General features: G+C 72.6%; 14 protein-coding genes. 7 read left to right on the plus strand and 7 right to left on the minus strand.

Translation table 11 applies throughout. The features are described from left to right. Window positions 1–44: 44 nt before the first annotated feature. Entirely contained in the window at window positions 45–380 is a 336-nt protein-coding gene (locus tag KI385_RS34760; RefSeq protein WP_238576015.1) for a VOC family protein, read from the plus strand. A gap of 22 nt (window positions 381–402) precedes the next feature. Here the strand turns inward: KI385_RS34760 and KI385_RS34765 are convergent, their stop codons facing one another. Next, a complete protein-coding gene (locus KI385_RS34765; protein ID WP_238576016.1) occupies window positions 403–1,278 on the minus strand; it encodes a sigma-70 family RNA polymerase sigma factor in 876 nt (291 codons plus the stop codon). Window positions 1,279–1,414: 136 nt separating this feature from the next. Then, the gene (locus KI385_RS34770) at window positions 1,415–3,385 is read right to left on the minus strand and encodes an APC family permease (protein WP_238576017.1); all 1,971 of its coding nucleotides are present in this window, start codon (window positions 3,383–3,385) and stop codon (window positions 1,415–1,417) included. 309 nt (window positions 3,386–3,694) lie between these two features. On the opposite strand from KI385_RS34770, the gene KI385_RS34775 reads away from it, so the two are divergent. Continuing rightward, window positions 3,695–4,180 carry a DUF4118 domain-containing protein gene (locus KI385_RS34775; RefSeq protein WP_238576018.1) on the plus strand — a complete coding sequence of 162 codons (486 nt, stop codon included), beginning with the start codon at window positions 3,695–3,697 and terminating at the stop codon, window positions 4,178–4,180. A gap of 39 nt (window positions 4,181–4,219) precedes the next feature. On the opposite strand, the gene KI385_RS34780 is transcribed toward KI385_RS34775, so the two are convergent. Together KI385_RS34780 and KI385_RS34785 are read right to left on the minus strand one after the other, a co-directional pair. Then, complete coding sequence (locus KI385_RS34780) at window positions 4,220–4,696, minus strand: DoxX family membrane protein (RefSeq protein ID WP_238576019.1); 477 nt, start codon at window positions 4,694–4,696, stop codon at window positions 4,220–4,222. 122 nt (window positions 4,697–4,818) lie between these two features. Beyond that, window positions 4,819–7,701 (minus strand): SpoIIE family protein phosphatase, encoded by a 2,883-nt coding sequence (locus KI385_RS34785; protein WP_238576020.1) that lies wholly within the window; start codon window positions 7,699–7,701, stop codon window positions 4,819–4,821. A gap of 209 nt (window positions 7,702–7,910) precedes the next feature. Between KI385_RS34785 and KI385_RS34790 the strand changes: the two genes are divergently transcribed. Together KI385_RS34790 and KI385_RS34795 are read left to right on the plus strand one after the other, a co-directional pair. Beyond that, complete coding sequence (locus tag KI385_RS34790; protein ID WP_238576021.1) at window positions 7,911–9,443, plus strand: long-chain-fatty-acid--CoA ligase; 1,533 nt, start codon at window positions 7,911–7,913, stop codon at window positions 9,441–9,443. Next, window positions 9,431–10,420, plus strand: coding sequence for a phosphotriesterase family protein (locus KI385_RS34795; RefSeq protein WP_238576022.1), 990 nt, complete (start codon window positions 9,431–9,433; stop codon window positions 10,418–10,420). Before KI385_RS34790 ends, KI385_RS34795 begins: the two co-directional genes overlap by 13 nt. Before the next feature lie 12 nt (window positions 10,421–10,432). On the opposite strand, the gene KI385_RS34800 is transcribed toward KI385_RS34795, so the two are convergent. Next, window positions 10,433–11,617 carry a PP2C family protein-serine/threonine phosphatase gene (locus KI385_RS34800; RefSeq protein ID WP_238576023.1) on the minus strand — a complete coding sequence of 395 codons (1,185 nt, stop codon included), beginning with the start codon at window positions 11,615–11,617 and terminating at the stop codon, window positions 10,433–10,435. Between the two features lie 123 nt (window positions 11,618–11,740). Then, window positions 11,741–12,499 carry an IclR family transcriptional regulator gene (locus tag KI385_RS34805; RefSeq protein ID WP_238576024.1) on the minus strand — a complete coding sequence of 253 codons (759 nt, stop codon included), beginning with the start codon at window positions 12,497–12,499 and terminating at the stop codon, window positions 11,741–11,743. A 324-nt stretch (window positions 12,500–12,823) separates the two neighbouring features. Between KI385_RS34805 and rsgA the strand changes: the two genes are divergently transcribed. Together rsgA and KI385_RS34815 are read left to right on the plus strand one after the other, a co-directional pair. Next, a complete protein-coding gene (rsgA, locus tag KI385_RS34810) occupies window positions 12,824–13,993 on the plus strand; it encodes a ribosome small subunit-dependent GTPase A (RefSeq protein WP_238576025.1) in 1,170 nt (389 codons plus the stop codon). 135 nt (window positions 13,994–14,128) lie between these two features. Continuing rightward, window positions 14,129–15,688 carry a DNA-3-methyladenine glycosylase 2 family protein gene (locus tag KI385_RS34815; protein WP_238576026.1) on the plus strand — a complete coding sequence of 520 codons (1,560 nt, stop codon included), beginning with the start codon at window positions 14,129–14,131 and terminating at the stop codon, window positions 15,686–15,688. Window positions 15,689–15,691: 3 nt separating this feature from the next. Here the strand turns inward: KI385_RS34815 and KI385_RS34820 are convergent, their stop codons facing one another. After that, on the minus strand, window positions 15,692–16,174 hold the full coding sequence (locus KI385_RS34820; protein WP_238576027.1) for a DUF456 domain-containing protein: 483 nt from the start codon (window positions 16,172–16,174) through the stop codon (window positions 15,692–15,694). A 425-nt stretch (window positions 16,175–16,599) separates the two neighbouring features. Here KI385_RS34820 and KI385_RS34825 point away from each other — a divergent pair, with 425 nt between their 5' ends. Further along, window positions 16,600–18,183, plus strand: coding sequence for a protein phosphatase 2C domain-containing protein (locus tag KI385_RS34825; protein WP_238576028.1), 1,584 nt, complete (start codon window positions 16,600–16,602; stop codon window positions 18,181–18,183). Window positions 18,184–18,234: the final 51 nt, after the last annotated feature.

Here is an 18,234-nt window from a genome sequence, read left to right on the forward strand (position 1 = left end):
CAGCGAATGACACCGAACGACATGAAGCGACCGAGGAGTGCGCCATGAGTGAAGGCCTGGAAACGATCACCTATCCCGTGAAGGACCTCGCGGCGGCCAAGGCCCTGTTCAGCAAGCTGCTGGGCGTGGAGCCGTATATGGACGAGCCCTACTACGTCGGATTCCAGGCCGGGGGAGTGGACCTCGGCCTGGACCCCAACGGTCACCGCAAGGGCCTGACCGGCCCGGTCGGCTACTGGCGTGTCGAGGACATCGAGCGCAGCCTCAAGGCGCTGACGGACGCGGGCGCGGAGACGGTCCAGGACGTCGGTGGCGGCAAGCGGATCGCCTCCGTGAAGGACGCGGACGGCAATCCCATCGGCCTCGTCCAGGCACCGTAAGAGCACCCGGCACACCGGCCCCTCAGCCGTCGAGCAGCTCCAGATCGAGCTGGTCGATGCGCCCGGCGTCGGCGAGCAGCTCGATCGCGACGACCTTGCCGTGCCGGATCGTGAAGCCGAAGACGACGCGGGGCTTGCCGCCCGGGGCCCAGACGAGGCCCGCAAAGCCATCGATGAGGGCCGGCTGCGCGGCCTTGGCACGCCCCGCGAACGTCTCGGCCACCGCCGCCGCGCCGCGCGCCGCGCTCGCTCCCGCCAGCGCGGCCGCGGCGTCGGTGCGCAGCTCCACCTCCGGGTCGAGCAGGGCGAGCAGGGCGGCGAAGTCGCCGCCGCGCGAGGCGGCCAGAAAAGCGTCGACGACCTCGCGCTGCCGGCCGATATCGGTCTCCGGCACATTCGCCGTGCCCTGCACCCGGCGGCGGGCCCGGCTGGCGAGCTGCCGGGTCGCGCCCGGTGAGCGCTCGACGATCGGCGCGATCTCGTCGAACGGCACGGCGAACATGTCGTGCAGCACGAACGCCAGCCGCTCGGCGGGCGCCAGCGTGTCCAGGACGACGAGCAGCGCCCCACCGACGGAATCGGCCAGTACCGCCTGCTGTTCGGGGTCGACGGCCGTCGCCGTGCCGCCGTTACCCGCCGGTGCGCGGTGCATGTCCCACGGGTCCTCCCGCCGGGTCTCGCGCGAGCGCAGCATGTTGAGGGCCACCCGCGCGACGACGGTCGTCAGCCAGCCCCCGAGGTTCGCCACCCCCTCGGTGTCGGACCGGCTCAGCCGCAGCCAGGCTTCCTGGACGGCGTCGTCCGCCTCGCCGGTCGAGCCGAGCACCCGGTAGGCCACCGCCCGCAGCCGGGCCCGGTACTGCTCGAAGCGCTCCGCCAGAAATTCCTGCTCGTCCATCGGTCACATTCCTTCGTCGCACCGTGCCGGTCGCGTGGTGCCACAGAAGTGACCCATGGACCCGGGCCGATGTGACACCCGGCGGTCACGTTGCCAGGCGCCGCGGCCGTCCGTGCCGCGGCGCTCCGATGGCGGGTCAGCCGACGTGGACGCGCGGCCGCCGGCGCGGGTCGGGCTCGGCGCGGCGGAGCACCTCCCGGGTGACCGGAGCGACCTCGCCGTCGCCGAAGACCAGGAAGCGCAGCAGATGGCTGAGCGGGTGGCCCTCGGTCCAGTTGAAGTAGGCGTGCGGGACCTGGCCGGTGTGCTCGCGCAGCTGCATCAGGACGGCGGCGATGGTGTTCGCCACGCCGGCGCCCTCCACCCGCAGGATCTGCGCCCCGTACCGCTCCTCGCCCTGGACGTGCACATTCGTGGTGAAGTCCGAGGAGTCCTTGACGGTCACTTCGAGGAAGAGCACCGGCCGGCCGTCGGGGATATGGGTCTCCTCGCGCTGGCTGTACTCCTTCTCCCGGTACTCCGCCGCGTCCCGCTCGTCCGGTTCGTTGGCGATGACCCGCAGCGGCCCGGCCGCGATCGCGGTGCCGATCAGCCGCTCGGCGGTCTCGTCGAAGTCGACCTGTACGGCGCGCAGCTCGAAGGCGCGGTGCACGCGGGAGGCGAACGAGGTCAGCAGCATGCCGAGGATGAACAGCAACGCGATCTTCAGGCCGTCCGGCCGCTCGATGACGTTGGTGACCAGGGTGTAGCCGAAGACGAGGGTGATGGCCCCGAAGCCGATGGTGGCCGCGCGCAGCCGCCGGTGGCGGGCGGCGACCGTGGAGGCGAAGGACGCCGAGAGCATCAGCACCAGCACACCGGTCGCATACGCGCCGCTCTGCTCGTCGACGCTGGCGTTGAAGAAGAAGGTGACGCCGAAGGCGATGGCCAGGAAGATCAGGACCAGCGGGCGTACCGCCCGGGCCCATTCCGGGGCCATGCCGTAACGCGGCAGATAGCGCGGTACGAGGTTGAGCAACCCCGCCATCGCCGAGGCGCCGGCGAACCAGAGGATGGCGATGGTGGAGATGTCGTAGACCGTCCCGAACGCCTCGCCCAGGTACTCGTGCGCCAGATAGGCCAGCGCGCGGCCGTTGGCCGAGCCGCCGGACTCGAACTCCTTCTGCGGGATCAGCAGGGTGGTGGCCAGGCTCGACAGCAGCAGGAAGCAGCTCATGATCAGCGCTGCGGTGGTCAGCAGCCTGCGGGTGCCGCGGATCCGGCCGGCCGGCTTCGCATCGGTGTCGCTGGCATCGCCCTGCACCTGCGGCATGACCGCGACACCGGTCTCGAAGCCGGACATGCCGAGGGCCAGCTTGGGGAAGACCAGCAGCGCCACACCCACGATCGCCAGCGGCGAGGAGTGCTCGGCGGTCATCGCGTCCCACCAGTTGTCGACCACGACGGGGTGCGACACCACATGCCCGGCCGCGGTGGCCAGCACGACGACATTGAGCACCAGGTAGACCCCGACGAGCCCGACCGCGATGCCGATCGCCTCACGGAAGCCCTTGAGGAAGACCGCGCCCAGGGCGGCCAGCAGCACCAAGGTGATCCACAGGTTCGCCCCGTGCAGCGCGGACGGTGCGAACGGGTTCTCCACCACATGCGCCGAGGCGTCGGCGGCCGACAGCGTCATGGTGATGACGAAGTCCGTGGCCGCGAAGCCCAGCAGCACCAGCACCAGCAGCTTCCCCGCCCACCAGGGCAGCAGCCGCTCCAGCATGGCGATCGAACCCTCGCCGTTCGGGCTCTCCTTGGCGACCCTGCGGTACACGGGCAGGGCGCCGAGCAGGGTCAGCGCGATCAGGACGAGGGTGGCGAACGGCGAGAGCAGTCCGGCCGCCAGCGCGGCGATACCCGGCTGGTAGCCCAGGGTCGAGAAGTAGTCGACACCCGTGAGGCACATGACGCGCCACCAGGAGTGCCCCTTGTGCTCGGCCGGCGGAGTGCCGTGCGGCCCGGGGTGGCGGGCGGCCTGGCTGCTCAGTCCGTCCAGCAGCCAGGCGCGCCACCGTCGGGAGGTGGGGGAAGCTGCAGGCGCGGGGTCCGCCTCGGTACGGGTCATGCGGGTACGTCCTGCCGATCATCGGTCGTCGGTTCGGGCAACGAGGAGCGAGTATGCATCACCGGGCGGGCGAGGCATCGCCCCACCCCGCGCCGGGCGACAACTGTCCCTCGGGTACCGCGGCGTCACCGTCCACCACCTCGGCGTCAGGGCCGCGTCAGGAAGCGTCCACAACCCGTACGTACGGCGTTAAGGACGACGCCGCGGCGCTCCCGTACGGCCTCCGGTGCGCACTCTGACGGGAGGGGCCGCCGACGGGCCCGTAGCAGGAGTTCACCAGCGGGGGACGCACCGCAGGAGGTGTTCCGCATGGCCGGCCTTCACCACTTGGACCACCTGGTCCCGTCGCACCGCCCGCGCATCCCCCACGTCCCCCGCACCCCCGGTATCCCCCGCGCCCTGCGCGCCGTGGCGCCGCCCCGTCCGCGCCTCGCACACCGGGCGCAGCCGAACCGCACCCTCGCCCGCGACCTCGCCCTGCCGCTCGGCGCCGTCGGCGCGGCGCTGCTGGTGACCGCCCTGTCGCTGACCGGCGAGAGAACCCACACCACGTTCGCGCTCGCCGTCTTCACGCTGCTGACCCTGGGCGTGGCCGGGCTGGCCCGGCCGGTTCTGGTGCCCGTCGTGGCTCTGGTGTCCTGGTTGTTCTACGACGGCTTTGTGCTCAACCGGAGCTCCGAGCTGGCCTTCCAGCCGCAGGACCGGATGAGCCTGCTGGTGCTTCTCCTCGCCGGCCTGGCGGGCGCGGGCTGCGCGGCCGCCGTACGGGCCGTACGGCGGCACTCGGCCGTGTAGCCCGTCCAGCCTCCAGCCATCCGGCCCGTCCAGGGTGGCTCAGCGCCGGCAGCAGCCGTGGCGCCGGCCGTGCCGGGAGCTGCGCCGGGCGGCGGCCCGCCGCCGTCGGCACGGTGCGCTCAAGAACCCCAGCCCGATGCCCAGCATCCAGCTGTCCTTGGCAAGCACGATCCCCTCCTGGGTCGGCAACAGGCTGCCCGGCTTGCGCATGCCGGGAAGCCGCAGATACAGGCCGACCAGCCCGCTGGAGAACCCGGTCAGTGCCAGCCCGGCCAGCCGGGTCGGCACGAGCGGTGCCAGCAGTGCGCTGCCGACCGCGATCTCCGAGCACGCCAGCAACCGGGTGAACCGCTCCGCGGGAAGCTTCTCCAGGAACGGATAGGCCGTGCACGCCATGCCGTGCACGGCCTGGGCCGTTGCCTGGTCCGCCCGCAATTTCGTCAGCCCGGAATTGAGGAGGAACGCACCGGTGGCCAGACGCGGGGCCACATCACGCGCTTCGGGCAGCTGCACCATCGGAGCCTCCAAGATCAGGTCCACGGCCCCCCACCGAGCTTAACCAGGAGGCAACGACCCGGCGAGCGGGCCGGACGGCCGCCCCACGCCGCCGGACACCCCCCGCGGCCCGGCTGCCGCGCTCACAGTGCGGGCACGTCGTCCCACTGGTCGAGGATGTCGTCGTCCGAGTCGGGAGCGGCTTCCCGCGGCCCGTCATCGAGGGACTGCTCGGTCCAGATGACCTTGCCGCCCGGTGTGTAACGGGTGCCCCAGCGCTCGGCGAACTGGGCGACGAGGAACAGACCGCGGCCTCCCTCGTCGGTGGCGGCGGCCCGGCGCAGATGCGGGGAGGAGCTGGTGCCGTCGGAGACCTCGCAGATCAGGGTGCGGTCGTACAGCAGGCGGACGCGGATGGGCTGGGTGCCGTAGCGGATGGCGTTGGTGATCAGCTCGCTGAGGATCAGCTCGGTGGTGAACTCGATCCTCTCCAGCCCCCAGTTCTCCAGCGTGCGCAGACATGCGGACCGGATGTGCGCGACGGCCGCCGGGTCGGAGGGCACGTCCCATTCGGCGACCCTGGAGGGGTCCAGCAGCTGGGTGTGGGCCACCAGCAGGGCGATGTCGTCGCTGGGATGGGCGGGCAGCACGGCGTCGAGGACCGCCGTACAGATCTGGTCCGGGGTGCGGTCGGCGCTGCCGGCCAGGGCCGCGCGCAGCAGCTCCAGACCGGTGTCGATATCGCGCTCGCGGTTCTCGACCAGCCCGTTCGTGTACAGCACCAGCCGGGAGCCCTCGGCCAGTGTGAGCTCCGCGGTCTCCACCGGGACGCTGCCGCCCAGGCCCAGGGGCGGCGAGACGGGCACGTCGGGGAAGGAGACGGTGCCGTCGGGGCGGATCAGGGTCGGCCCGGGGTGGCCCGCCCGGGCCAGGGTGGCCCGTCCGGCGACCGGATCGTAGATGGCGTACAGACAGGTCGCGCCGGTGATGCCGGTACGGCTCCCGTCCGCGATCATCTCCTGCGCGCGAACCTCTTCGGTGTCGCTGCCGAAACTCCCCGGCCATGCCTCGTCGCCGTCGAGCCCGCTGCCGGCGGCGTGACCCGCCGCCCGCGCCTCGTCCGTATCGATATGGCTGACGAGTTCGTCCAGATGGTTCAGCAGCTCGTCGGGCGGCAGGTCGAGCGCGGAGAAGTTGTGGACGGCGGTCCGCAGCCGGCCCATGGTGGCCGCGGCGTGCAGACCGTGTCCGACCACATCGCCGACCACGAGGGCGACCCTGGCGCCGGGCAGCGGGATGACGTCGAACCAGTCGCCGCCGACACCGGCCTGTGCGGGCAGATAGCGGTGTGCCACCTCAAGGGCGGACTGCTCGGGCAGCGTCTGCGGCAGCAGGCTGCGCTGGAGGGTGACGGCGGTGGTGTGCTCGCGGGTGTAGCGGCGGGCGTTGTCGATCGCGACCGCGGCCCGGGCGGTCAGCTCCTCGGCGAAGGACAGATCCTCCTCGTCGAAGTCGTCGGATCCCTCGGCCCGCCAGAAGTTGGCCAGCCCCAGCACCACGCCCCGCGCCTGCAGCGGTACGGCGATCAGCGACCGGATCGCGGCGTCCAGCACCCGCTGGGTGCCCGCCATGTCCTGCCGCCGCCACTCGTCCGACCTGCGCAGATCCTTCACGAGGACCGGCCGGCCGTCGGCCAGGCCCGTCGCCATCGGCGTGCCGGGCACAAAGTTGATCACGTCGCCCACCCGGTAGATCGCCGCTGCTTCCGGGGCCCCGCGGACCGCCATCCGCCGCAGGGTGGTGCGCGCCCTGGCCTCCGGCTCCTCGCCCCGCAGCACCGGCTCCAGCAGCTCGACGGTGACCACGTCGGCGAACCGGGGGACCGCGACATCGGCCAGTTCCTCGGCGGTACGCGCCACATCCAGCGTGGTGCCGATCCGCAGTCCCGCGTCGTAGATCAGCTTCAGCCGCTCCTGGGCCACCTCGGCCCGGCCGGCCAGCCCGCGCAGTTCAGTGGTGTCCCGCAGCGTCACCGCGTTCCCGGCGGGACCGCCGTAGGGGGCGGTCGGCCGGACACTCACCGCCAGCAGCCGGTCGCCCGCCAGACACACCTCGTCGGTCGCCTCCCGCCCCGAGGCCAGCAGCGCGGTCAGCTGGGGGTCCAGGCCGAGATCCGCCACCCGGCGCCGCTGGGTGTCCGCGTCCGGGGGCAGGTCGAGCAGCCGTCGGGCCTCGTCGTTGGCCAGCAGCAGCCGCCCGTCGCTGCTGGTGATCAGTACGCCCTCCCGTACGGCGTGCAGCACCGCGTGGTGGTGGTCGTACATCCGCCGCATCTCGGCCGGGTGCAGCCCGTGTGTCTGCCGTCGCAGCCGGCGGTTCACCAAGGCCGCCCCGCCGGCGACCAGCAGCAGCGCACCGGCGGCGGATCCGAGCAGCAGCGGCAACTGGTGCACCACCCGCTGGGTCGTCCGCTCGACGCGGATCCCGACGGACACCAGCCCGACCAGCGAGCCGTTCTTGTCGATGACCGGGACCGTGGTGTTCACGGCGGGACCGACGGCGGAGGTGAGGGTGGTGGTGTGCATCTTGCCGTGGAGCGAGGGCCCCAAGGTGGCGCCGACGACACGCTTGCCGATCAGGCGCGGGTCGGGGTGGGTCCAGCGGATGCCGTCGGGCCGGAACACGACGATGTAGTCGACGCCGGAGCCCTTCCGGGCCGCCTCCGCCTGGGGCTGCAGCTGCGCGGTGGGGTTGGCGGATCTCATGGCGGCGAGCGTGCCCGGGGCGTGCGCGAAGGTCTGGGCGCCGACGATCGAGCGCTGACGGGCCTCCTGCATGCTCGCGCCCTCGGCCTGGAAAAAGAGGGCCAGCACCGCCACGACGGCCAACACCACCGCGAGGACGAGCTCCAGCGCGAACACCTGGCCCGCGACGCTGTGCGCGTTCAGAAGCGAGCGGAGGCGTTGCCCGGGGGAGGGCGACGAGCCTTGCGAATCGTCACCCTCTCGCCGGAAATTTTCCCTCATGCCCCATATTTAGCATTGTGCTCCACTGTGACGTGATCAGCTGCCCCGGCGGTGTGCGCGGCGGTGTGCCCCGCGGCGGGCGTCCGGCGGGTGATCCGTGTACGACCGGCGGGCCGTCGAGGCCCTATTGAGCAACGCTTAGCCGCTCTCTATGCTCGGCAGCCAGCGACGCCGCCAGTGGTACGAGCCGCAGCACGCCAGGAGCCCGGATGAGCTTCAATCTCGCGACCGCTCTTCGTGAATCCCGCCGATCCCACCCCGACAAACCCCTGTGTCACATCGCGGATCTGACCTTCACCTACGCCCAGGTCGACGAGGCGTCCGGCCGCATCGCCGCCGCTCTGCGGGGCCTCGGTCTCGGGCCCGGCGCCAAGGTCGCCGTCCAGCTGCCCAATGTGCCGGAGTTCCTGTTCGCCTACTTCGCCATCCTCAAGGCCGGCCTGGTCATGGTCCCGCTCAACCCGCTGCTCAAGGCCCCCGAGATCGCCTACCACCTGCGCGACTCCGACGCCCAACTCCTCATCACCTTCGAGGAGTTCGCGGCCGAGGCGGTCAAGGGCGCCGAACTGGCCGACGGCGTCGGCACCTACGTCGTCCATCTGCCCGGCAGCGACCGGCACGGCCCGGGCACCCGGGACTTCGACGAGCTGTACGCCGCGGACGACACCGGCGAGACCGAGCCGACCAGCGGCGACGACACCGCCGTCCTGCTCTACACCAGCGGCACCACCGGCCGTCCCAAGGGCGCCGAGCTCACCCACTTCCAGCTCTTCATGAACTGCACCGTGGCCGGTGAGGTGTTCGGCTACCGCACCGACGACATCGCCCTCGCCGTGCTGCCGCTCTTCCATGTCTTCGGCCTCTCCAGCGTCCTCAACATGGCCGTACGCCACGGCGGAACGCTCGCCCTCGTACCGCGCTTCGAGACCGGGGCGGTGCTCGACGCCCTCGAACGGCACCGCTGCACGATCTTCGCCGGCGTCCCCACCATGTACACGGCCCTGCTGCAGGCCGACACCACGAAGCGTGACCTCGCCGGGCTGCGCGTCGGCCTCTCGGGCGGCGCGGCGATGCCCGGCGAGACCCTCCGCGCCTTCGAGGAGAAGTTCTCCGGCGTGGCGATCCTGGAGGGCTACGGGCTGTCCGAGACGGCCAGCGCCGCGACCTTCAACATCAGCGTCGAGCAGCGCAAGGTGCTCTCCATCGGCAAGCCGATCTGGGGCGTGGCGGTCCGGGTCGTCGACGACACGGGCGCGGAACTGCTGCCGGGGCCCGACCAGGTGGGCGAGATCCTCGTCCGCGGACACAACGTCATGAAGGGCTACTACAAGCGCCCCGAGGAGACCGCCGAGGCGCTGCGCGAGGGCTGGCTGCACACCGGAGACCTCGGCTACCAGGACGAGGACGGCTACTTCTTCGTCGTCGACCGCAAGAAGGACCTGGTCATACGCGGCGGCTACAACGTCTACCCGCGCGAGGTCGAGGAGGTGCTGCACACCCACCCCGCTGTCGCCGAGGCCGCCGTCATCGGCCGGCCCGACGACCGGCTCGGCGAGGAGGTCGTCGCCGTTGTCAGCCTCAAACCGGGTGCACACACCACCGCGGAGGACCTAGCCGCCCACTGCAAGCGGCAGCTGGCCGCCTACAAATATCCGCGCGAGATCCACCTCGTCGACGAGCTGCCCAAAGGCCCCACCGGCAAGATCCTCAAGAAGGAGCTGCGCGCCCGATGTCCCAGGTGAACACCGCCCTCGGCGCCGTCGACACCGCACAGCTGGGTCGTACCTACGTTCACGAACACCTCTTCACCCTCACCGCCGATGTGCAGGCCAACTACCCGGACGAATGGGGCGGCGAGGATGAGCGGGTCGCCGACGCGGTGGGCAAGCTGCGGGCCCTGGCCGCCCAGGGCATCCGCACGATCGTCGACCCGACCGTCGTCGGGCTCGGCCGTCACATCCCCCGCGTACGCCGTATCGCCGAGCAGGTCCCCGAGCTGAACATCATCGTGGCCACCGGCCTGTACACCTACGACGAGGTCCCCGGCTTCTTCCGCTACCGCGGCCCGGGGCTGAACGATGTGCTGGGCACCGAGGTCGCCGACCCCATGGTGGAGATGTTCGTCCGCGATATCACCGAGGGCATCGCGGGCACCGGGGTCAAGGCCGGCATGCTCAAGTGCGCCATCGACCGGCAGGGGCCGACGGACGGGGTCGTACGGGTGCTGCGCGCCGTCGCCGCGGCCCACCGCCGCACCGCGACCCCCATCACCGTGCACACCCACCCCGAGAGCCGCAACGGTCTGGACGCCCGGCGCATCCTGTGCGACGAGGAGGGCATCGACCCCCGCCGCATCGTCCTCGGCCACAGCGGCGACAGCCCCGACTGCGACCACCTCGCCGAACTCGCCGACGCGGGCTTCCTGCTGGGCATGGACCGGTTCGGCATCAATCTCGACATCTCCTTCGAGGCCAGGGCCGACACCCTGGTCGAGATGTGCCGCCGCGGCTATACGGACAGCCTTGTGCTCTCCCACGACGCCGCCTGCTACATCGACTGGGTGGACCCCGCCCACCTGCATCTGCTCCCGCAGTGGCACTACCTGCACATCGGGGAGGAGGTGCTGCCCTACATCCGCGAACGAGGCGTGACCGAGGGGCAGATCACCACCATGCTCGTCGACAATCCGCGCCGCCTCTTCGAGGGCGCGGACGCCTGAACGACGGCGCGCTCAGCGCGCTTCGGCCGGGAGGCAGGACGGCCCGCCGGCCGAAGCCCCGCGCTCGGCGGCGGCCGGCTTCCGGAGCAGCAGCAGTGCCGCATCGTCGTGCAGCCGGCCCCCCACGTGCGCCAGCAGTTCGTCGTGCAGTGCGGCGAGGGTGCGGGACGGCTCGTCCGACACGTGCCGCGCCACCCCCTCGATCAGCGGGTAGAACTCCCGACCGTGGTTGCGGGCCTCCGTGACCCCGTCGGTGTAGAGCAGCAACTGGTCGCCGTCGGTGAACGGCAGCACCTGGAGGCTCGGGGTCTCACGGGTCAGGGCGCTCAGCCCCAGGGGCGGGGCCGGATGGGTCGGTTCGACGGCCATGACCTCGGCGTCGCGCACCAGCAGCGGAGGGGCGTGTCCGCAGTTGACCACCTCCATGCGCCCGGTCTGCGGGAACCCGGCGACCACGGCGGTGACGAAGTCGTCGGCACCAAGGTTGCGGGTCAGGCTCCGCTCGATCCTGCCGACGACATCCAGGAGGTCCGGCTCGTCATGGGCGGCCTCGTGGAAGACGCCGAGCACCAGAGCGGCGGTGCTCACCGCGGGCAGCCCCTTGCCGCGCACATCGCCGACGATCAGCCGGACCCCGTACGGGGTCGGCACCAGTGCGTAGAGGTCCCCGCCGATACGGGCCTCCGCCGCGGCGGCGCTGTAGCGGACAGCCACCTCGAACGGGCCGACCGTGGCGGGCACGGGCTTGAGGAGCGCGTGCTGGGCGGCCTCGGCGACCGAGCGGACGGCGGCCAGTACCCGTTCGCGGCGCTCGCGCAGCGCGCCGGCCAGGCTGCTCGCCAGGGTGACGGCGACCAGTGCGGACAGCACGACGGCCTGATCGCGGCCGGCCGCACCGCCATGGGCGCCGAGCGCGGCGCCCAGTGTCACGGCGAGGAAGCCGATACGGAGTACTCCCCACGGCCTGCTGGTGGCGGCGGCCAGCGCGGGCCCGACGGCGAGCAGCGGCAGCCAGGTCATCCCGGCTCCGGTGACGAAGGCGAGGAGCGCCACGGCAGCGACGACCAGGGCGGGCACACCGGCGGCGAGGTGGGCGGCGGTGCGCGGCCGGTCCGGCGACGCTTTCCGCAGGCCGGCCACCCGCTTCGTGAGCCAGGTCGGCCGGGGGTCGCGCTGATGGTCTTGAGCCTGACTCATGTCCTCGACTGCCACTCCCTGGTCCCTTGGCGTACGCCTGAGCGTCCGTTTTGTCCAGGAAACAGGGGTGTGCGGGTGCGCCACAAGGGCAGGGTTTTCAGATAGTGAGCGAAAGCCCCCTGGTCACGTAGTGAGCGAAAGACCCCTGGTCACGCGGCTCGCCGTCGGGACCAGCCGCGCCCGGATCTGATCGATCTGGGAGAGCCGGTCCGCCCGCAGAGAGACACCCAGCGAGCCGAGCGTGTGCCCGCTGTAGACGGGCACCGCGACGCATACCGTTCCGAGGGCGTACTCCTCCAGGTCCATGACGGCCGGGGCCGCGGGCGACGATGCGAGTCGTCGCAGCAGTTCGGAACGGTGGGTGATGGTGCGGGGCGTGAGATCGGCGAGCTGGTGCCGGGAGAGGTAGTCGTCGCGGGAGTCGTCGTCGAGCTCGCGCAGCACGCATTTGCCCAGCGCCGTGGCGTGCCCGGCATCCTCGAATCCCACCCAGAGGTCGACCCGGGGTGCCCGGGGGCCGTCGACGATCTCGGCCACCCGGATCTCGCCCTCCTCGTAGAAGGTCAGATACGCGGCTGCCGACAGCTCGTCGCGCAGCGCGGTCAGCACGGGACGGATCCGGGTGAGCTGCGCCTGCCCACGGCTGCCCGTGTGCAACGCATACAGCTTGTCCCCCATGACGAACCCGCCGTCGTCCAGCTTCCGCAGATAGCCGTCGTGGACCAGCGTCCGCAGCAGGTGATAGGTGGTGGCCAGGGGCAGGCCCGCCTCGCGTGCCAGCTGCTTCGCCGGGGCACCGCCCTCGTGTGCCCCCACGGCTTCCATCAGGCGGAAGGCTCGCTGCACGGAAGCGATGAGCGTAGGACCGTCCTGAGCACCCACACCACAAGCTTGCGCCCGGCGCATCGCGCGAGCAAGGTCGCTCGGCGGGCGGACGGCCGGTCGCTCCCAGGGCCGGAAAAATGCTTGGACCGGTCGTCCGCGACCGGTCTAGGGTGACCCTGTTCTCGCGGCGGCCGACGGCTGCCGCGCTCAGCTGTGAAAGACCGGGAGGTGCGTACTGATGACTGTCATTGCGACGGGCGCTGCCCGCATCAGGAAGTTCATCCATTCCACCCCCGTGGTCTCCGGCTGACTCGACTTGTCACCCTTTCCCGCGCGCTGCCGCGCGGAGCCGGGACCGCTCCTTTTCGAAGGGTCATCCCGTTGTTCGACCTCCCTCTTTCCGCTGCGCACCCGTTGACCGCCTATGGCTGGGACGACGGGTTCGCGGAGAGTTTTCTCCCCTTTGCCGGGCAGGGGATTTTGCCCGGCCGAATCGTCCGCGTGGACCGCGGCCGGGTGGATGTCGTCGTGCCCGACGGCGCCGGCGTCCGGACGGTCCTGGCGGATACCGCGCTGGTGGCCACGAGCGACCCGATGCGGGTGCCGTGCACCGGCGACTGGGCCGTGATCGACCTCGGCAACGGGCGCGTGGGCGCCCATATCGACGGTGTGGTGCGGGCGTTGCTGCCGCGGCGTACGGCCTTCGTACGGTCCACGTCGTCCAAGCGCTCCGAGGGCCAGGTGCTGGCCACCAACGTCGACACCATCGTCATCTGTGTGTCGCTCGGGGGCGAGTTGGACCTCGGGCGGATCGAGCGGTTCCTCGCGCTGGCGATGTCCAGCTCGACCGCTGCGGGACCGCTGCCGGTGTCCGCTCCCTGCGGGGAGAGCGGGGCCCAGCCGCTGGTGGTGCTGACCAAGGCGGATCTGGCCGGGGATCCGGACGGGGTGGCGCATCTCGTGGCGGATACCGGGTCCGTGGCTCCCGGGGTGCAGGTGCTGGCGGTCAGCTCGGCGACCGGCGAGGGGCTCGATGTGCTGTCCGCCGTGCTCGCGGACGGGACGTCCGTACTGCTGGGACAGTCCGGCGCGGGCAAGTCCACGCTGGCCAACGCCCTGCTCGGCGCGGGTGTGCAGGAAGTCCGGGCCACCCGCGACCGGGACGGCAAGGGGCGGCACACCACGACCACGCGGGATCTGCTGACGCTGCCCGGCGGCGGGGTGCTGATCGATACGCCGGGGCTGCGCGGCGTCGGGATGTGGGACGCGGAGGCCGGTCTCGCGCGGACGTTCTCGGATGTCGAGGCGCTGGCCGAGGAGTGCCGCTTCCATGACTGCGCGCATCAGGGGGAGCCCGGATGCGCGGTGCAAGAGGCCGTCGAGAGCGGGGAGTTGCCCGTACGCCGGCTGGAGAGCTACCGGAAGCTGCTGCGCGAGAACCAGCGCATCGTGGCGAAGACGGACGCCCGGATGCGCGCGGAGATCCGGCGGGACTGGAAGCAGAAGCAGGCGCTCGGGCGGCACATGATGGAGCGGAAGCGGGGCCGCTGAGGTGAGGTGAGCGGTGCGGGCGGGCCGTCCCGGGGGCCCGCTCCGACGCCCGGCCTCCGGGGCCGGCCCGCCCCGAAACGCCATGTCCGATTTCCGCCGGTCGCGGCGCCGCGCACGTCGCACACTGGGGGAGTGATGGACGACGAGACCAGGTACGAAGCGGTGTCCAGCCGGGACGCGCGGTTCGACGGGGAGTTCTTCTTCGCGGTGGTGACGACCGGCATCTACTGCCGGCCCAGCTGCCCCGCGGTCACTCCCAAGCGGGTGAATGTGCGGTTCTTCCCGTCGGCCGCGGCCGCGCAGGCGGCCGGCTTCCGGGCCTGCCGCCGGTGCCGGCCGGACGCCGTACCCGGCTCCGCCGAGTGGAATGTGCGCGCCGATCTGGTCGGCCGCGCCATGCGGTTCATCGGGGACGGCGTGGTCGACCGGGAGGGCGTCGGCGGGCTGGCACAGCGGCTGGGGTACAGCGCGCGCCAGGTGCAGCGGCAGCTGACCGCGGAGCTCGGCGCGGGGCCGGTGGCACTGGCCCGCGCCCGCCGGGCGCACACCGCGCGGGTGCTGCTGCAGACCACGACGCTGCCGGTCACCGAGCTGGCCTTCGCGGCCGGCTTCGCCAGCATCCGGCAGTTCAACGACACCATGCGGGAGATCTACGCCGGTACGCCCAGCGAACTGCGGGCGGCGGCCGGACGTGGGGGCGCCGCCCGCAGGACCGCCCGGGCCGGGGCCGAGGGCGGCTTGCCGGCCGGCGGGATTCCACTGCGGCTGGCCTACCGCGGGCCGTACGCGGCGGCCGAGATCTTTGACTTTCTGCAGGTCCGGGCGGTCCCCGGGGTCGAGGAGATCCGGGGGAGCCGCGGCGGGCGCACCTACCGCCGTACGCTGCGGCTCGCCCACGGCAGCGGGATCGCCGAGATCGACGAGCCCGCCGGGCCGCGCGGGCGGCGTCGGCCGCCGGCGGGCCTGGTGTGCCCGGCGGCGCGCGGCGCGGACGGCGGCTGGCTGGAGTGCCGGCTGCGGCTGACCGATCTGCGGGACCTGTCGACGGCCGTGCAGCGGATGCGCCGGCTGTTCGACCTGGACGCCGATCCGTATGCCGTCGCCGAGCGGCTCGGCGCGGATCCGCTGCTCGGGCCGCTGGTGGCCGAGCGCCCGGGGCTGCGCTCGCCCGGCGCCGCGGACCCCGAGGAGCTGGCCGTACGGACCGTGCTCGGCGGCCCGCCGGAGCGCGCCGCCGCGCTGGTGCGGGCGTACGGAAAGCCGCTGGACGTGGCGGACGGCCACCTCACCCACCTCTTCCCGGCGCCCGCCGAACTGACCGGCGCCGAGGTCGAGGAGCCGGTGCGGACGCTGTGCGGCGCGCTCGCCGACGGCACGATCGCGCTGGACGCGGGCGCGGACCGCAACAGCGCGGAACGGGCGCTGGCCGCACTGCCCGGAGTCGGCCCGCGGGCCGCCGCGTACATCAGGATGCGGGCCCTCGGCGACCCGGATGTGGGGACGCAGACGGAGCCTGAGCCCCGGACGGACCCGGAGCCCCGGAGGGCTCCGGAGGCGGGCATGGCCGGCGGGTGGCGGCCCTGGGGAGCGTACGCCCTGCACCACCTCTGGAACGCCGGGCTGCTCCCGGCGGGCGAGATGCCCGGGACGGCCGCCGGGCTGCCCGCGTACGCCGTGGCCGGCCGGGCCGACTGACCCTCAGCCCGCGAGCACGGCCCCGGCCCAGGCACCGAAGACCAGCAGACAGACGAACAGCTCGATCAGCACGCTCAGCCCGATGGCGCGCATGACCGTACGGGTCGAGGCCCAGGCATCGCCATGGCTGCCGAGCCGGACCCGCTCCAGCAGATAGAGGCCGCCGACGGCGCCCAGCAGCCCCCCGATGACCGGGATCACGACAAAGCCCACGATGCCGGCCACCCCTGCCAGGAACAGCGTGCGGTAGGGCGCGCCCGCGGCACGCAGATTGCGGGCCGGCAGCAGCCATTTCACCGCCTGATTGAGCAGCAGTACGGCGGTGGCACCGATCAGCACCCCCCACGCGAGGGAGGACTTCTCGGAAAGCGTCCACCACAGCACGCCCGCCCACACGATCAACGGCCCGGGGATACCCGGCACCAGCACCCCGAGCAGCCCCAGCAGCATCACCAGGCCGACCGCGACCAGCTGCCACACGCTCATGTGACGGCTCGTACGCTGCGCTCTCTCATGGCCCAAGAGTGCCGGAAGCCGCCCGGAACCGCTTGCCGGCGGGACGAACGGAGCAAGTGCGCCCGGTGAGCGGCGGGTGCCGCACGGTACGTCTACAACCCCGCCTTCCCCGAGCGCGGTGACACCGAGAAGATCCCCTCCTCCGACCGCAACTGGGTGCCCTCCCAGGCCACTTCGATCACCTGGGCCTGCCGCTCGCCTCTCGCACCGGAGGTGACACCCCCGGAGCCCTCACCAAGGCCGCACTGTCCTACTCCTCGGCCGGACCGTCCGCGCCTATGACCTGCGCTGACCGCCGAACCCCGACGGGCGGCCAGCTGTGGGGGCCGGCCGCCCGGCGGACCCGCTTGTCCGTGCCCTGTTTCGGCAGCGGCCCGCTGGGGACAATGCGGCGCATGAACCAGCAGCGGGCACGACGCGGTCACGAGGACGACTGGTGGCGGCAGTTGTACGGCGATGGCGAGGGCGGCGGCCAGGCCGCGGCAGGGGGCGTCGCGGGCCGCGCGGGGGTGCGAACTGCCGGGCCGTCGGATGCCGGTCCGTCCGATGCCCCGGACACCCTCGACGACCGGGTCGAGTCGGCGCTGCGGGCGGTGCGGGCGCCGGCCGAGCCGAAGCCGTGGGAGCCGCCCGTACGGCCGGCGGCCCCACCGCCCGCGCCCTCGACGCCGATCCCGCTCCCGGCCACCGGCCCGGCCTCGCGCGACACCGCACCGGACACCGCAACGGGCACGCCATCGGACACCGCACCGGACACCGCAACGGGCACGCCATCGGACACCGCACCGGACACCGCAACGGGCACGCCATCGGACACCGCACCGGATACCGCAACGGGCACCGCACCGGACACCGCACCGGACACCGCAACGGGCACCGCAACGGGCACCGCACCGGACACCGCAACGGACACCGCACCGGATACCGCAACGGGCACGCCATCGGACACCGCACCGGATACCGCACCGGACACCGCAACGGGCACGCCATCGGACACCCCACCGGGCACGCGACCGGACACCGCACCGGACACCCCACCGTCCCGTACCGCCGGCTTCGTCGGTGACCGGCCGCCCACCTACGACCCCGAGCCGGGCGCGCTGCCCGCCGCCGACCCCGGCGCGCTCGACGATCTCGTACCCGACACCGCGCTGGACGGCGCCCGCTACGGCTCACTGACCCTGCGCGCCGCCTCACAGCGCGGTGACTCCGCCCGCTACCGAGGCGAAGTACGCCGCGATGCGCTGCTCACCGCCCGCTTCGGCGCCGGCCGGCAGGCCCTGATCCTGGTCGCCGTCGCCACCCCTCCGCCGGCCGCCGCGGGAGCCCACCGTGCCGCCCGCGACGCCTGCGCGTGGATCGGCGACGCGGTCGGCCGCAGTTACACCCAACTGGCGGAGGACATCCGTACGGACCATCGCGACGCCCTCAAATCCGGGCTGCAGCGGCTCACCGACCGCAGCTACGGCAAGCTGCGTGGCCGGGCACGGGAGCTGGGCGCCGCGCCGGAGCGGTACACGGCCGCGCTGCGCTGTCTGCTGCTGCCCGCCGACCCGGACTGCCGCACCCGGGTGTTCTTCGGTGTCGGCGCGGGCGGCCTCTTCCGGCTGCGCGACGGTGCCTGGCAGGACCTGGAGCCCGCCACGGCCGACCACGACACGGGCGACGCACCGGGCTGCGACGGCGGACCGCCCCGCTCCGCCCCCGGCCTGGCGCACGGCCCGTACACGGCCGAGAGCCCGGCGCGGCCGGCGCCCTTCCTCTTCCGGGCGGCCTTCGCCCGTCCGGGGGACACCCTGCTGCTGTGCAGCGCCGGCCTGGCGGAGCCGCTCCAGGAGGAGCCCGACTTCGCCGCCCGACTGGCCGCCCGGTGGAAGGCAGACGAACCACCGGGCCTGGTGGACTTCCTCGCCGCCGCACAACTACGGGTCAAGGGCCACACGAAGGACCGCACGGCCGTCGGGGTATGGGAGGCGTAGCGCCGGGCAGCGGAGGCGCGCGCCCGCCCTCCGTGGGTTCATGGGAAGGAA

The sequence above is a fragment of the Streptomyces inhibens genome (assembly GCF_022221585.1).
GTDB classification, from domain to species: Bacteria; Actinomycetota; Actinomycetes; order Streptomycetales; family Streptomycetaceae; genus Streptomyces; species Streptomyces inhibens.